The organism is Thermococcus sp. 21S7, from assembly GCF_012027615.1.
Lineage (GTDB): Archaea > Methanobacteriota_B > Thermococci > Thermococcales > Thermococcaceae > Thermococcus.
Window position 1 is genome coordinate 192,829 of the sequence record NZ_SNUT01000003.1, and the last position, 14,070, is coordinate 206,898.

Here is a 14,070-nt window from a genome sequence, read left to right on the forward strand (position 1 = left end):
GGGGGTCAGGCCCCCCTCCTGAGGTATTCAGCGTACTTAACAAGGCCCGCCAGGGCGCGGACACCCCTTTCGGGGGTCGGGTAAACGGGAACTCCCCTGTCCTCAAGGATTCTGGCGTAGTGGTCGGTCTTCTTACCGCCCATTGCAACGGCAACGATTGGCTTGTTGCTCTTCTTCTGGTACTCCGCGAGGATGTCGATTATCTTCTCCTCTTCGAGGAGCGGGACCTGGAAGAGGACTATGACGAGGATAGCGTCAACGTTGGGGTCGTTCACGAAGCCCTCGATGGCTATCCTATAGCGCTCGGCGTCGGTGTCGCCAACGACGTCGGTCGGGTTTCCTGCCACCGCGTGCGGCGGGAAGTTCTCCTTCAGGTACTTGAGGGTCTCCTCGCTCAGGTCTGCCATCTTGAGGCCGAACTTGGCGACGGCATCGCTGGCCATAACGCCCGCTCCACCGCCGTCGGTGATTATCCCTATCCTGTCACCCTTCGGGAGCTTGTCCTTGAGCCGGGCAAAGGCCTTTGCCAGGTCAAACATGTGCTCAAAGTCCTCGGCGCGGATAACCCCTGTCTGCTTGAAGACGGCATCGTAAATCGTGTCGGCACCTGCGAGCGAGCCGGTGTGGGAAGAGGCGGCCTTGGCACCGTACTCGCTCCTCCCGCTCTTGAGGGCTATGACCGGCTTGACTTTCGTAATGCGCTTGGCGGCCTCTATGAACTTCCTGCCGTCCTTGACGCCCTCGATGTAGAAGGTGACCACGTTGATTTCGTCATCGTGGATGAAGTAGTCCATAAGGTCTGCATCATCAACGTCGAGCTTGTTGCCGTAGCTGACCATCTTCCCGATTCCTATGCCTGCTCCAGCGGCCCAGTCGAGCATAGCTGCCGCGAAAGCTCCGCTCTGGCTGACGAAGGCTATCGGCCCGCTCTTCGGCCTGTCCATCTTGCTCTCCGGCAGGAAGACGGTGTCAACGCCGGTGTCCGGGACGTAGACGCCGACGCAGTTCGGGCCGATGACCCTTATTCCGTTCTCCCTGGCTATCTCAAGGATCTCGCGCTCCAGCTTCTTTCCTTCCTCACCGAGCTCACCGAATCCGCCGGTGATGATGATGACGGACTTTATTCCCTTCTTGGCTATCTGCCTCATCGTATCGGGGACGAACGGGGCGGGAATCGATATGACCGCCAGGTCGGTGTCCTCCGGAAGCTCCTCGACGCTCTTGTAGACCTTGTAGCCCTCTATCTCATCGAGCTTGGGGTTCACGGGGTATATGTTGCCCTTGAAGACCCCGCGCTCCTTGTTCATCCTGAAGTTCTCAAAGATGACGTTTCCAACCTTACCCTTCTTGTTGGTTGCACCGATGATAGCGACCGCCTTCGGGTCGAAGAAGGGCCTCATTTCCGTAACTATCTTTTCCACCATTGGTATCCCTCCACCAGAAACTGCTTCTCGCAAGAACTTCAGTTTAAATGTATAAAAGAGTTGCGTTTTGTAAAAATTGGACGCCAATGAACTGAAACGTCCATTAATGAAGGCTTTTCAAAAATCCGAGGCTTCTCCTGGCAGATTCGATGTCGCCAACTTCGAGGGTCCGCGTCACCTTCGGGAGCTTTGGCAGCACCCTGACCCACGGAACCGTGCCGTCGCCCAGGGCGAGGTGCTCATCCTTCTCGCCCCGGTTGTCGTGGAGGTGAACGTGAACTATCCTGTCCCCGAGAACCTCCAGGAAGCGCTCGAACTCTCCGGTTGTCGTGTTCAGGTGTCCAACGTCGAAAGTCACCCCTATCTCGACGTCACCGAGTATCTCGCACAGCCTCTCGCACGTCTGGGCGTCGAGGATTACGAAGCGCGGCATGTTCTCGACGCCGACCTTAACCCCGTACTCGAACCCCCATTCAGAGATTCTTCTCAGGGATTCCCTGTGTATCTCCAGGTACTTCCCCCGGTTCTTCATGCTGACCGGCGAGCAGTGGCCGGGGTGTATCGTGACCGAGAGCGCATCGAGTTCGGCCGCCAGTTCGATGGTCTCATGGATTATCTCCAGAGACGTTCTCCTCAGCCTGTCGTTGAAGGAGCCTATGTTGACGTCGCTGAACGGCGCATGGACGGTTCTCTTCATGCCCCAGCCGTCAAGGACCTCCGCAAAGACGCGGTAGTTGTCCTTCGTCAGGTAGTGGGGCCATTCGCTCAGAATCTCGATGAAATCAAAGCCCATCCTTCTCGCTTTCTGAACCCATTCCTCCAGCCCGGAGAGGTCCCTTCCGGAATATGCAGTCATGGAGAGGCCTATCATTCAACCACCCACCATCAGTTTGGCCATGAGCACGACGTAAATCGTGCCGAATATGTCGCTGTTGTTCGAGATGAGCGGTATCGCCACGTGGTCGGGGTCTATGTTCTTCTGGAAGAGGAAGTAGGAGACCGTGTAGGAGTAGAGCATGATGAAGAGAACCATAAACGGGTACGTGAGGACTATTATCCAGGCGGAGCCCGGAACCGCCATCCCTGTCGTCAGCTTCACAAGGGCGATGCCTATGAGGAGCTTCGTCGTCCCGATGACCGGCGCCGTCGTGAATAGCGCCAGGATGTCTGTGAGGGGCTTCCAGCAGATGAAGCTCTCTATCTCACCGAGGTGGAGCTTCGTCGAGGTTTTCGCGGCTATTATGGAGCCGTAGTTTCCGAAGCTGCTGAGGAGCGAGGGATAGATGAAGCTCAGTATGACCGACGCCTGGATTATCCCGCTGAACCTCGCGAGTATCGAACCGGATATCGTCGAGAGGAGCGCCAGCCCGGTTATCGTTATGAAGACCTGCTTGAGCTCAACGAACTCCGCCTTCCTGACCCGGCTTACGGCCGTCACGACCGCAAAGAGGGCAAGCACCGCGTAGTTGAAGAGCCTGAATCCCTCCGGTGAGCGCTCTATGAGGAGAATGAACAGCACCAATGAGGGGACGGTAAGGAAGTCGCCCATGGAGGCGACCAGCGGGGCCGCAACGCTGTCCGGGTCGGTGCCGCGCCTGAAGGAGAATATCGTGACGAAGGAGGTGAAGTAGCCGAGGATGAAGGACACGAGTATCGTCGAGGTGACGACTATGAGGAGGACGTCAAAGGCGTTCTTCCGGACACCGGTGGCGACGCCTATGGCCCACAGCATGACTATCGGGATGAGCGAGATGAGCATTCTGAGAACTATCTCCTTGAGAACCTTCTTATCCCTCATCGAGGGTTCGAGATCACCGAGGTAGAGCATCGTGGAGAAGCGCGATGCCATCGAGCCGAAAACGTTCCCGCGGAGGCCCATTATGCCCGGCAGAACCACAAGGAGGCCCGGGAACTGGGTTCTTATCGTCTCAAAGTATTTACCCAGAAACGTACCGCCGAATAGGCCGAACACCTGCGAGGTGAACAGGGACGGCAGCGTAACCCTGTAGGCTTCCCTGACCTTTCCCCTCAGCTCCTTCCTGACCTCTCCGCCGATCACTGCCATCACTCTCCATCGCCCTCACCCCGTAGACGTTGACCCTTGCGGGTATTAAACTTTTCGAAGCGATGCTGTGTTGAGGAGAAAAGGATATAAGATTTCCCCCCGTTCCCCCATCGGTGAGAGCCGGGTGGAAGAGTGGGACGAAATCGAGGTTCCGAGGAACGTTAAGGACATCTTCGTTGAGATGAAGAACACCGCAGAGCTGATGGTTGATCTGGCCTACTCCTCGATACTCTTCAACGAGGAGGAGATGGCCGAAGAGGTGCTCGAACTTGAGGAGTACCTCGACCTGCTCAACTACCACCTGATGGTTCACGCGGTTCTGGCAGCGAGAAGCCCCAAGGAGGCGGAGCAGATAACGTCCATCCTTCACATGGCGCACGCCATAGACGACATGTCCAACGCAGCGGCAGATTTGGCAAAGATGGTTCTGGAGGGGGTCGAACTCCACCCGGTCATAACGGAGGCGATACTGGGCAGCGAGGAAATAATAGGCAAAATCTACGTCTCGGCAAACTCGATACTCGTGGGTAAAACCCTGGAGGAGCTGGACGTGGCCACGAACACCGGCGTCTGGATAGTGGCCGTCAGGAGAGGCAAGCGCTGGATTTTCGACCCCGACGGGGACTTCAAGATATTTCCCGGGGACATACTCATAGGGAGGGGCACGAATACTTCCATAGATTACCTCAAGGAGATAGCCCGGGGCAACATCAAGGTGATGGGCAATGAATGAGCTTGAGGAGATTAGGAACTGCCTCATAGAGATGAAGGACCTGTCCTCCCTGATGGTGGACCTGGCGTTCTCCTCCGTCATGTACAACAGCGAGGACATAGCGGAGGAGGTCTACCTCCTCGAAGAGCGCATGGACGAGCTGACGCTCAAGGTCAAGAAGCTGGCCCTCATGCTGGCCAAGAAGGAAGACGACCCCCTCAAGCTCCTCAGCGTTATAGACATGGCCGAGATAAACGAGCAGATAAGCGATGCCGCCTACAAGATTTCCGACCTCGTGCTGAGGGACGTTGAGCCCCACCCGATAATCAGGCGGATAATGGAGGACACAGAGGAGGAGCTCGGCAGGGTGACGGTTCACGGGGGCTCCGTTCTCCACGGCAAGACCCTTGAACAGCTCAAGCTTCCGAGCAAGATAGGCACGAGGATACTGGCAATAAAGCGCGGGAGCAGGTACATATACAACCCCGGAAGGAACGACGTCATCATGGAGGGGGACGTTCTCATTGCGGTTGGCTCCGACCTCGACAGGCTGAGGAAGCTCGCCGGTGAGGAAGTGGAAGAGGAGGAGTGACCTCCCAACATTCGAAAACTTTTTATCCTTTAGCATAGTTTCCCCTACAGTGGTCGCGGTGAAGCCAAGGAATCTGGCGGTAGTATTAGGGGTTCTTCTCCTGACGGCCTATTCCCTCACGTGGCTCCACGAAAGAACGCTGGCACATTCGGGAAACTCCCGCGTTTTCTGGCTGGAAGGGGAGAACGTAACCGCAGACGGCTCGAACCTGTCGAGCATCCTCGGGGACTTCAGGACGCTGGGGTTCGTCGAGAGGGAACGGAACGACCCCATTGACCTGCGAATTCGATACGTTCCCCAGGCGCTCTGGGCAACCGCTGGCCAGTGCAGCATTGAGGGGCCACTCCTGATAACGCTGTCGCCAAATCAAACGGTCACAATAGAGCACATCTCGGTCAGGGTCACGCTCACCGGCGACGGCTGGGCCGACGAAATCTGGCCCGATTTTTCAGACCCCAACCCGGTCATCATCCCTCCGAAATTCGAGGGAGGACCCGGCTGTCTCGACGAAATCGGTAAAAGCCTGTGCGCCAGGTTCTGGGCGCTTAAACCCCTCTGGGGCAGGGAGGTTAGGCTGTATCTCCATCCGGACTTTACCCTGCTCCAAAACGGCTCCACCTGCAACGGGAGCCTTCTACTTGAGTTCCGCGTAGAATACCTCGTGAGGACTGGCCTTTTCACGTCCCGGCGGGAAGCGATGGTTCTCAGGCTCCCCGTGAAGTTCCACATCCACAACCTTCCGGAGCCGACATCCAGGATAGTTGTGAGGTACAAAAACGAAACTACCGTATATCCTCGTCCATGACGAGCCCTTTTGCGTAGGGGCAGAGCCCCCTCAGCGGGCACTCGTTGCATTTCGGCCTTATAGGGTTGCATATCCTCTTTCCGTGGTCAACCATCGCGTGGTTGACGTAAATCCACTTCTCGTAGGGAATCAGCTCCGCAAGGTACTGCTCGACCTTTTCCGGAGAAGCCCTCGGTGGAGCCAGGCCGAGGCGCTTGCTTATCCTGTTCACGTGAGTATCAACCGGAATCGCCTGCCTGCCAAAGCCGTAGGCCAGGACGATGTTGGCGCACTTCCTTCCGATTCCTGGGAGAGTCATCAGCTCCCTAAGGTCGTCCGGAACCTTTCCGCCGTACTTTTCGAGGATTATCCGTGAGGCCTTCACTATCCACTCGCCCTTGGTCTTCCAGAGGCCGACTCCGTTCTTTCTCAGAAACTCCTGCATCTCTTCGACCGGCGTGCTGGCTATCCTGCGGATGTCTCCGTATCTCTCAAACAGCCTCTCCCAGACCTTGTAGGTTACCTCGTCCCTCATGCGCTGCGAGATTATGCAGTGTATCAGCGTTCTGTACGGGTCACCGATGAGGAGATTCTCCCTCGGATGAGTTTCCATCAGAATCTCGACGATTTTTTCCGCACGATTTCTCTTCTCCTCCCAGCTTTCATCGAAGGTGAACTTTTCAAGGCTTAACGATCCTGATTTTGTTTTCCCCATAGATTATCACCACCGAGTTTTTGGAGACCCTAACTGCCTTTAGGTCATCGAACTCATCGCTATAAATCTTTTGCCCGTTCGGGTTCAGAATCAGAACCTTTTTCTCCAGGGTTATGACGAACCCGCTCTCGAAGGGGATTACCTCCCTCACGGGTTCATCGAACTCAAAATCAACGACCTCAACCTCGCCCCGCGAGAACTCTATCCTAGTGCTCCTGTTCACTTTTAGCGGCGAGGGCTCCGCCAGGACGACCTTGAAGCGGAGGGACTTTCCGAGAAGCTCAACTTCGATTTCCTCTCCAGTTCTGAGTTCCTCCCCGATGAGCTTGCCCTTTATGACATCGCTGAAATCCGCCGGCAGTTCGGCCTCGAAGAGGGGCTTTAGAACGGCCCGCATGGTATCACCACTGAATCATTGGGGAAGACGGTAATAAGCGTTCCCACCGCAATCTTTTTAAGCAATATATCGTTCGATATATTGGGTGAGATAATTGGAGCGTCCGAGCTTCAAGGGTTACATGAAGATACTCGTGCTGGATCTCCTCAGGGAGCCAAGGCACGGGTACGGGATAATGTCCGAGCTGGAGAGACTCTACGGAATAAAGCTGAGTGCCGGCACCGTTTACCCTATACTCTCCGCACTAAAGAGAAACGGACTAATTGAAGTTGCCGACACGGGAAGCAGGGACAGAAAAACATACAGAATAACCGAAAAGGGCAAGAGGTATCTGGAGGAGCATGAGGAGGAACTCCGGGAGATACAGGCAAAAATGCGCGCCTACCGGGCCTTTCTTGAGATGGGAGGCGATGAGCTGAGGGCGGCCTTCAAGGAGCTCTTTGAGTCCGTGGACGAACTGACTGACGAGCAGAGGGAGAGGATTCGGGAACTCTTCACTGGCTGTGCGAGGGAACTCAGGTTGATTCTACTTGGAGGTGGGCTGTATGAACGCGATTGAGGTTGAGAACCTCGTGAAGAAGTACGGGGATTTTGAAGCCGTTAAAGGAATATCGTTCAACGTGAGACAGGGCGAGATATTTGCATTTCTCGGGCCGAACGGGGCCGGAAAGACCACGACCGTCCACGTCCTCACCACACTGCTGAAGCCAACGGCCGGAAAGGCCATCGTTGCCGGACACGACGTCGTTAAGGAACCGATAGAAGTTAGGAGAAAGATAGGCATAGTTTTCCAGGATCCAAGCGTTGATAGAGAACTGACCGCCTACGAGAACATGCTCATCCACGGCAGGATATACGGGGTCGAAAATCTGAAGGAGAAGATAGAGCGCCTCCTCAAGTTCGTTGAGCTGTGGGAGTTCCGGGACAGACCCGTCAAGACCTTCTCCGGCGGCATGCAGAGGAGGCTTGAGATAGCGCGCTCCCTCCTCCACGAGCCCGAAATCCTCTTCCTCGACGAGCCGACGATAGGCCTCGACCCGCAGACGAGGGCGCACATCTGGGACTACATAAAAACCATGAAGGAGGAGCACAACATGACGATTTTCCTCACGACGCACTACATGGACGAGGCGGAGGGGTTGGCCGACAGGATAGCGGTGATGGACCACGGAAAGATAATCGCCGAGGGTACCGCCGAGGACCTGAAAAAGCTCGTGGGCAGCGACATAATCTATCTGAAGCTCCGGGCGAGGGAGGAACTCAAGTGTCTTAAGGCGGACTTCATCAAGGGCTGCAAGATGCTCCCGGACGGGAGGATAAGGCTCGACGTGAACAACGCCGCCGAGGCTCTGCCGAGGCTCTTCGAGCTGGCGAAGGAGACCGGCATCAAAATCCTTGAGGTCACGTACCACAGGCCGACCCTCAACGACGTCTTCCTGCACCTCACGGGCAGGGAGATTAGAGACGAAGGTGGAGAGCAGAACGTTGCGAGGATGATGATGAAGGCGAGGATGAGGAGGTGAGGGCATGCAGGTCTTTTTCACCATGATATACCGCGAGCTGAAGCGCTTTTCCCGCTCCAGGGCAAGGGTCATCGGAAGCATAATAAACCCCCTCATCTGGCTCATATTCTTCGGAAAGGGTTGGAGCGGCGTCTTCAACAACCCCATGGGGGCGCCCATCTTCGGCGGCGTCGACTACATGACATACCTCGTGCCGGGAATAATAGCCATGACGGTCTTCAACATGAGCTTCATGCAGGGCATAACGCTAATCTGGGACAAGCAGTTCGGCTTCCTGAAGGAGATTCTAGTCGCCCCCGCGAGCAGAACCGAGGCAATACTCGGCAGAATCACCGGGGGAGCGCTCATGGCCATGATACAGGGCATCATAATCCTCGCGCTCAGCTTCTTCATGGCCGACCTCAACGTGAGCGGAATCCTTCCAGCCCTCGGGCTGAGCTTCCTCGTTGGAATAGCGATAGCCGGCATGGGCGTCGCGATAGCGCTCAAGATGACCAGCATGGAAGGCTTCCAGATGATAGTGACCATGATAATGCTCCCAATGACCTTCCTGAGCGGAGCGTTCTACCCGATAAGCACGATGCCGGAGTGGATGCAGTGGCTGGCCAAGGTAAACCCGCTGACCTACGCGGTCGACGGTTCCAGGTACTACCTGGCCGGAGTCGAGCCGACCTTTGGAATCGTCACGGACTGGGTCGTGCTCATCGGCTTGGCGGCGCTCTTCGCTGGAGTTGCCGCTCTTGGATTTAGAAAAGCCACAATAGACTGAGGTGATGAAAGATGAAGAAGCAGGTTCTGACGATGCTGTGCGTGGCCTTTGCGGGCCTCATCTTCATCCCCACCGTCTTTTTCAACCAGCCCATCTTTGCCCTGGCCGGGGCCTTTTTCGACTGGCTCCCCCTTCCAACGGGCTGGATGAAAGCCGGAGGAGAGGTAAACAGAACCTTCCTCAAACTTCACGTGGCGGTGACCCTCATAGCCTACGCGATATTCGTTGGATGGCTCATCACAGGAACGGCTACGCTGGGCTTTGCCTTCCTTGAGGTCTGGTGGGTGGCGGTAATCTTCGGCGTGCTGATGGGCTACTGAAGTTTTCATTTTTAGTCGAAATCTTTTTAATTTTTAAGTCCTAAAAATCCCGATGCGGGATGAGTGACGCAACATCCGCCGCAATCCTGCTGATGGTCGGCGTTCCCCTCTTCGGTGTCTACCCGGTTCACCTGTTCAGGAAGGGACGACTCTCGCTGGAATCCCTGACGGTCTACCTGGCCGTCACGGCCTGGATCGTCATGCTGGCCTTCGGGGCAGTTCTCGACAGCGGTTTCCTCGTAATCGGTTCCTTCGTTATCATGCTGCTCGCCGCAGGACTCGCGATTGCGTTCCGAAAGGATATGCTGAGGGACGCCTACTCGGTGGAGGTTTCCCCAGACGAACCTCTCAGGCTTCGCTGGCTGGTGGCGCTCAACTCTTCGTTCTGGGTCTGGCTCGCGTACCGCCGCGGAGCGACATTGGCGGCAGCCCTCGACGTCCTCACAACCTATCTGACCGTTCTAGGGACCATAGCCCTGCTGAATCACTTCCTCGGCGGCCACTTTCCCCTGAAATCCTTCGCGGTGCTCTACGCGGTTGTCTCGGTTTTCCAGTTCAGGGATGCCTACGGGAGGCTCTACGAGAAAACGGGAAGGGATTGATCACCCCTCAAGCATTCCCTTGAACCTCTCGTAGCTCTCCCTGAACGCCTCCAGGACCGGGAGCTTTTCACCTGCGAAGAAGCTCAGCATCGCGCCGCCGCCAGTGGAGACGTGGCTTATGCCGGTTATGTTGTGCTGGTATATGCTCGCTATCGAGTGGCCTCCCCCGACTATGCTGAAGGCTGGGCTCTCCCCTATCGCCCTGAAGACGCCGACGGTGCCCACCGCGAACTCCTCCCTCTCGAAGACGCCCATCGGCCCGTTGGCAACTATTATCTTCGCCCCCATCAGCACCTCGCGGTACTTCTCAACGGTTCTCGAACCTATGTCGAGGATGGAATACTCGTCGAACAGCCACTTCTCATCGCTCAGCAGGTCGACCTCGACGCGCTCCCCCCTGTAATCAACGGCGAAATCAACGGGGGTTCTCACGTAGGGGTAGAACTCGTTGAGTATCTCCTCGGCCCAGTCCACCAGTTTGAGAAGGCCCTTCCTCTCCATGAACTCAAGGTTAGAGTCGCCGAGGTGGAAGCCCTTGGCGAGGGTGAACACGTGACCGACCAGCCCGCCGGTGAGTATGACCTCTGCCCTGCCGTTCCTCAGCACGTTCTCCGCCACGCGGAGGGAGTCGTCAACCTTTGCACCGCCGAGCACGTAGACCCTCGGCTTCTCCTGGGTCTCGTAGGCCTTCGTGAGGGCTTGGACCTCCCTCTCCATGAGGAAGCCCATTATCATTGGTTTCAGCCTCGCGAAGCCCACCAGGGAAGGCTGGGAGCGGTGGGCGGCGGCGAACGCATCGTTCACGACGTAATCAATAAGGGGCGCGAGTTTTCTCACGAAAAACGTCTTCTCACAATCTTCAATCGGCTTGTATTTGACCTCCTCCGCGGCAAATCGGAGGTTCTCAAGGACGATGGCCTCGCCGGGTTTCAGCGCCTTTATCCTCTCGCGGGCGTATTTTCCGAAGATGTCCTCAACGTACTCCACTTCCTGACCGAGCAGCCCGCTCAGTATCTCGGCGTGTTCCTCGGTGGTGATGTAGTCCCCCTTGTAGGGCTTGCTCTGGTGCGTTCCTATGACTAGTTTGGCCCCGTGTTCGAGGAGGTATATTATCGTCGGGAGAACCGCCCGAAACCGGGCGTCGCTGATTATCCTTCCGTCCTTGACGGGGGAGTTGAGATCAGCCCTCAGAAACACTGTCCTGTTGTGGTAGCTGAAGTCCGTGAGCCTGAACATCCCATCACCAGACTGGTGTTAAATTCCTCCCGTTAAAAACTTATTTTGAACACTTCGGGTGATAATGAATTTCGGGGGAAAGAGATTTATAAAATGAGATTCAAAAATATTCCAGTGTCTGATTTCGCTTTCATAGGTGAGAGTGATGCCGTGGACTCAGGATATAATAATGCTGGCATCTGAGGACGTTCTCATTGAAAACGTAATCGAGCTGCTTAAGAGAATGGGTTTCAGGGACTACGAAAAGGTCTCCAGCAAGAAGGACTGGGGAATAGACATAGTGGCCATAAGGGACGACCCCATAGCGGGTATGGAGAAGCTGGTTATAGCCGTTCACCGGAAGGGACTCGCTTCATCCCGCGACGTCAACGTCTTCGCTGGGCTCGTGGACAAGTATAAGGCGGACAAGGGAATACTCATCTCAACCGCGGGATTCACCAAAGACGCCAAAGTTCTTATCTCCAGGGAGCACCGGGGAAGGATAATCCCCTGGGATGGGGAGAAGCTCATCTCGCTCTTCCACAACTATTCTCTTGAACCGCCTGAGGAACTCCTCAAGATGGCGGAGAGCACCAAGAAGAAATCCGAGAAAAAGAGCCCCCTGAACGAGTTCGAACTCGATGCCCCCCTCCTCTACGAGTTCTCGGCCAAAGATGTGTTCAAGAAGGTTGCCTCCTTCGCCGCATCCAAGTATCCGATCAAGCCCTCCGAGATGAACCTCCGAGCCCTCTCCGTGACGCTCTCCAGCGCCTACATATTTTCCTGGTCCGTCGAGGGCGGGAATGAGAAGGACAAGGCAGTGGTGTTCTCGGGGGAGGACATAGTCCTGCGCGCAACTGAAGATAAAAGGCTCAGCGTCCCTGTGACCAAAGCCCTCCTCAACGATTCCTCTTCCATCCAGGCAACCGAGAGATACATAGAGGTTCCAATAAGCCCGAGCGAGGCGGTTCTGATACTCAAAGAGCGAGCCGCCAGGGAACTGGGCGTCGCCGAGGGGAAGGTCTCAATCCATGAGCGGAAGAAGGTCTACGTTCCAAAGTTCGCCAAGCTTGAGCTCAGGGTTGGTGAGAACACCGCGAAGGCCACCGTCAACCTGGAGAGCGGCAAGGTCGAGTTCGAGATAAGCCCCCTCCCGGACGAGTACTTCATCGGAAAGACAGAGGAGATAGTTCTCAAGCAGACAGGGGAGGAAGTGCTCGAAAAGGAGCTGAAGAGGGACAGGGGGAAAGTGAAGATATCGGGCAAAACCAAGAGCTTTTCCTTTGAGATGGCTTTCAACGAGTACACCGGAAAACCCCTCAGCCTCGAAGCCCTGCTGAGCGACGAGGCACTGAACGAGCTCCTTGAGAAAGCTTACCCCAGCGGGAAAGTCATGAACCTTGAGAAGGGTAAGAAGGTTGCCGTTGCCGACATTCTGCTCGACGACGGCATAGCCGTCCTTGAGGTCGACCTGACCACCGGGAAGTACTCCGAAGTGAGAAAACTTCCGTCCCCAAGGGAGGCCTTCAAAAACGCCAAAGAGGTCATAGAAGGCAATTTTCCGCCCAGGAACCTTGAGATGAGCTCATACCGCGTGCTGGAGCACAAGTACCTTGAACTGACCCTTGAGAGTCCGGACGGCAAGGCGGTAGTTAAGGTGGACGGCGCCACGGGCGACGTTCTGGACTACCTCGTCGAGATAACCCCCGAGCGGGCCAAGGAGCTGGTGGCCGAAAGGTACCCCGACTTTGAGATAACCTCGGTTGAAGGAAAAGATGCCGAGTACGTACTCAAGGCCGAGAACGAAATGCACGTGGTTACGATACGGCTCAGCAAGGACGGTAAGCTCGTCGAAGAGGTTGACCGCGTTCTGAAAAGGGAGCTGGCGGAGAAGATAGCCCTGGAGCGCGCGAGGGAGGTCGACGAGGAGGCCGGTATAGACTCAATCTCCCTGAACGACAACTGGGAGGTCGAATTCACCGGCAAGACGAAGATTGGAACGCTGGTTCTTCACAGGGCCACGGGAGAGGTTCTGGAGGAGAACGTGCGCTTCACGGAGATGGCGATAGAGGCCATGTACCACGAGCACCTGATGAAGAGCTTCGGTGAGAGGGAGGTCAGAACCGAGAGGCTGACCCACTACAAGGATAAGGGGTATATAACCATCAAGGTCTCCGGCGCAGGGAGGCTCTACTACGCGCGGATAGACACGAGAACCGGAAAAATAATAAGCGAAGACACGGCACCTATAAAGGGAATAACGGCAAAGCTGAAGCAGATTCAGCTGGAGAGCAAATACAAGTGACTAAGTCATCAGCATGTTCTCTATCATTTTTATGGCTTCCACTATCTTCCTCTCCGGCTTTTCCTCGTTCTTCGGTATCTCAAGGTTTATGACGAGCCTCTCCTCCTTGCCCTCCTCGAAATCGTAGACCTCAAGCTCCTCAACCTCAACGTCCTCAAAGATGCTCTCTATCTCCGGGCTGATTATCTTCTTGTCGTTGCCGTAGACCTCAACGCGCACAACGTCCTCCGTCGTCGAGGCTATTACCATTATCTCGTACGCGCCGACCTTTTTGGTGAAGCGAAGGACGCTTCCGTAGCCCTCGACCTCCTCCTTGAAGCCGAGCTGGTGCATGGTGCTCCTTATCGCCTCAGTCTTGCTCTTTATCCTGTTCAGAATCCTCTCGCGGAGCTTGTAGCTCTCCTGGAGGGCCTTCTTTATCCCCTCCCCGGCATCCTCAACGGTGCCCTCCCAGATGCCGATGACCTTGATACCCGATGAAGTGGGTTTAAGCTCTATCTTGATCGAGTCTATATCGAAATCTCGCAGATCGTCTATTTTAAGCTCGCTCAGCGTGAGGATGTCGAATTCCATCCTCACGATGCTGCCGAAGGCCTTGCCCTTGAACTTCACCTTCATCACCATGGTGGGCTTATGGGGATGGTTTA

Annotated in this window: 16 protein-coding genes; 9 read left to right on the forward strand and 7 right to left on the reverse strand. The window is 55.7% G+C overall.

Annotated elements, in window-relative coordinates; all coding sequences use genetic code 11:
- Window positions 1-5: 5 nt before the first annotated feature.
- The 3 genes from E3E51_RS06725 to E3E51_RS06735 all read right to left on the reverse strand — a co-directional run bounded on the left by E3E51_RS06725 (window position 6) and on the right by E3E51_RS06735 (window position 3,489).
- Window positions 6-1,424, reverse strand: a complete 1,419-nt coding sequence (locus E3E51_RS06725) for a CoA-binding protein (RefSeq protein WP_167912349.1) — start codon at window positions 1,422-1,424, stop codon at window positions 6-8.
- A 103-nt stretch (window positions 1,425-1,527) separates the two neighbouring features.
- On the reverse strand, window positions 1,528-2,295 hold the full coding sequence (locus E3E51_RS06730; RefSeq protein ID WP_167912350.1) for a sugar phosphate isomerase/epimerase family protein: 768 nt from the start codon (window positions 2,293-2,295) through the stop codon (window positions 1,528-1,530).
- Window positions 2,296-3,489, reverse strand: a complete 1,194-nt coding sequence (locus tag E3E51_RS06735) for a magnesium transporter (protein WP_167912439.1) — start codon at window positions 3,487-3,489, stop codon at window positions 2,296-2,298.
- Window positions 3,490-3,613: 124 nt separating this feature from the next.
- On the opposite strand from E3E51_RS06735, the gene E3E51_RS06740 reads away from it, so the two are divergent.
- From E3E51_RS06740 to E3E51_RS06750, 3 genes are read left to right on the forward strand one after another with little or no spacing between them, the layout of a single operon-like run.
- Window positions 3,614-4,222: a potassium channel family protein gene (locus E3E51_RS06740; RefSeq protein WP_167912351.1), complete on the forward strand. Its 609-nt coding sequence runs from the start codon at window positions 3,614-3,616 to the stop codon at window positions 4,220-4,222.
- A complete protein-coding gene (locus E3E51_RS06745) occupies window positions 4,215-4,793 on the forward strand; it encodes a potassium channel family protein (RefSeq protein ID WP_167912352.1) in 579 nt (192 codons plus the stop codon). Before E3E51_RS06740 ends, E3E51_RS06745 begins: the two co-directional genes overlap by 8 nt.
- 49 nt (window positions 4,794-4,842) lie before the next feature.
- Entirely contained in the window at window positions 4,843-5,598 is a 756-nt protein-coding gene (locus tag E3E51_RS06750) for a hypothetical protein (protein WP_167912353.1), read from the forward strand.
- Here the strand turns inward: E3E51_RS06750 and nth are convergent.
- A complete protein-coding gene (nth, locus tag E3E51_RS06755) occupies window positions 5,576-6,292 on the reverse strand; it encodes an endonuclease III (RefSeq protein ID WP_167912354.1) in 717 nt (238 codons plus the stop codon). The genes E3E51_RS06750 and nth overlap by 23 nt on opposite strands.
- On the reverse strand, window positions 6,258-6,689 hold the full coding sequence (locus E3E51_RS06760) for an ATPase (RefSeq protein WP_167912355.1): 432 nt from the start codon (window positions 6,687-6,689) through the stop codon (window positions 6,258-6,260). The genes nth and E3E51_RS06760 overlap by 35 nt, the downstream gene beginning before the upstream one ends.
- A 94-nt stretch (window positions 6,690-6,783) precedes the next feature.
- Between E3E51_RS06760 and E3E51_RS06765 the strand changes: the two genes are divergently transcribed.
- From E3E51_RS06765 to E3E51_RS06785, 5 genes are read left to right on the forward strand one after another with little or no spacing between them, the layout of a single operon-like run.
- Entirely contained in the window at window positions 6,784-7,248 is a 465-nt protein-coding gene (locus E3E51_RS06765; RefSeq protein ID WP_167912356.1) for a PadR family transcriptional regulator, read from the forward strand.
- On the forward strand, window positions 7,235-8,212 hold the full coding sequence (locus tag E3E51_RS06770; protein ID WP_167912357.1) for an ATP-binding cassette domain-containing protein: 978 nt from the start codon (window positions 7,235-7,237) through the stop codon (window positions 8,210-8,212). Before E3E51_RS06765 ends, E3E51_RS06770 begins: the two co-directional genes overlap by 14 nt.
- A 4-nt stretch (window positions 8,213-8,216) precedes the next feature.
- Window positions 8,217-8,981 (forward strand): ABC transporter permease, encoded by a 765-nt coding sequence (locus E3E51_RS06775; RefSeq protein WP_167912358.1) that lies wholly within the window; start codon window positions 8,217-8,219, stop codon window positions 8,979-8,981.
- 11 nt (window positions 8,982-8,992) lie between these two features.
- On the forward strand, window positions 8,993-9,301 hold the full coding sequence (locus E3E51_RS06780; protein ID WP_167912359.1) for a hypothetical protein: 309 nt from the start codon (window positions 8,993-8,995) through the stop codon (window positions 9,299-9,301).
- 59 nt (window positions 9,302-9,360) lie between these two features.
- The gene (locus E3E51_RS06785) at window positions 9,361-9,903 is read left to right on the forward strand and encodes a hypothetical protein (RefSeq protein WP_240924271.1); all 543 of its coding nucleotides are present in this window, start codon (window positions 9,361-9,363) and stop codon (window positions 9,901-9,903) included.
- Here the strand turns inward: E3E51_RS06785 and E3E51_RS06790 are convergent, their stop codons facing one another.
- Window positions 9,904-11,139 (reverse strand): phosphoglycerate kinase, encoded by a 1,236-nt coding sequence (locus tag E3E51_RS06790; RefSeq protein WP_167912360.1) that lies wholly within the window; start codon window positions 11,137-11,139, stop codon window positions 9,904-9,906. It abuts the gene before it with no gap.
- 145 nt (window positions 11,140-11,284) lie between these two features.
- Between E3E51_RS06790 and E3E51_RS06795 the strand changes: the two genes are divergently transcribed.
- Complete coding sequence (locus tag E3E51_RS06795) at window positions 11,285-13,423, forward strand: restriction endonuclease (RefSeq protein ID WP_167912361.1); 2,139 nt, start codon at window positions 11,285-11,287, stop codon at window positions 13,421-13,423.
- On the opposite strand, the gene E3E51_RS06800 is transcribed toward E3E51_RS06795, so the two are convergent.
- Window positions 13,424-14,047: a hypothetical protein gene (locus tag E3E51_RS06800; RefSeq protein ID WP_167912362.1), complete on the reverse strand. Its 624-nt coding sequence runs from the start codon at window positions 14,045-14,047 to the stop codon at window positions 13,424-13,426.
- Window positions 14,048-14,070 lie beyond the last annotated feature (23 nt).

Excerpts from the sequence above, each read along its gene's own strand:
- E3E51_RS06725 (WP_167912349.1), bottom strand. The coding sequence starts at position 1,424 with ATGGTGGAAAAGATAGTTACGGAAATGAGGCCCTTCTTCGACCCGAAG.
- E3E51_RS06730 (WP_167912350.1), bottom strand. The coding sequence starts at position 2,295 with ATGATAGGCCTCTCCATGACTGCATATTCCGGAAGGGACCTCTCCGGG.
- E3E51_RS06735 (WP_167912439.1), bottom strand. The coding sequence starts at position 3,489 with ATGGCAGTGATCGGCGGAGAGGTCAGGAAGGAGCTGAGGGGAAAGGTC.
- E3E51_RS06745 (WP_167912352.1), top strand. The coding sequence starts at position 4,215 with ATGAATGAGCTTGAGGAGATTAGGAACTGCCTCATAGAGATGAAGGAC.
- nth (WP_167912354.1), bottom strand. The coding sequence starts at position 6,292 with ATGGGGAAAACAAAATCAGGATCGTTAAGCCTTGAAAAGTTCACCTTC.
- E3E51_RS06760 (WP_167912355.1), bottom strand. The coding sequence starts at position 6,689 with ATGCGGGCCGTTCTAAAGCCCCTCTTCGAGGCCGAACTGCCGGCGGAT.
- E3E51_RS06770 (WP_167912357.1), top strand. The coding sequence starts at position 7,235 with ATGAACGCGATTGAGGTTGAGAACCTCGTGAAGAAGTACGGGGATTTT.
- E3E51_RS06775 (WP_167912358.1), top strand. The coding sequence starts at position 8,217 with ATGCAGGTCTTTTTCACCATGATATACCGCGAGCTGAAGCGCTTTTCC.
- E3E51_RS06780 (WP_167912359.1), top strand. The coding sequence starts at position 8,993 with ATGAAGAAGCAGGTTCTGACGATGCTGTGCGTGGCCTTTGCGGGCCTC.
- E3E51_RS06785 (WP_240924271.1), top strand. The coding sequence starts at position 9,361 with ATGAGTGACGCAACATCCGCCGCAATCCTGCTGATGGTCGGCGTTCCC.
- E3E51_RS06790 (WP_167912360.1), bottom strand. The coding sequence starts at position 11,139 with ATGTTCAGGCTCACGGACTTCAGCTACCACAACAGGACAGTGTTTCTG.
- E3E51_RS06795 (WP_167912361.1), top strand. The coding sequence starts at position 11,285 with ATGCCGTGGACTCAGGATATAATAATGCTGGCATCTGAGGACGTTCTC.
- E3E51_RS06800 (WP_167912362.1), bottom strand. The coding sequence starts at position 14,047 with ATGGTGATGAAGGTGAAGTTCAAGGGCAAGGCCTTCGGCAGCATCGTG.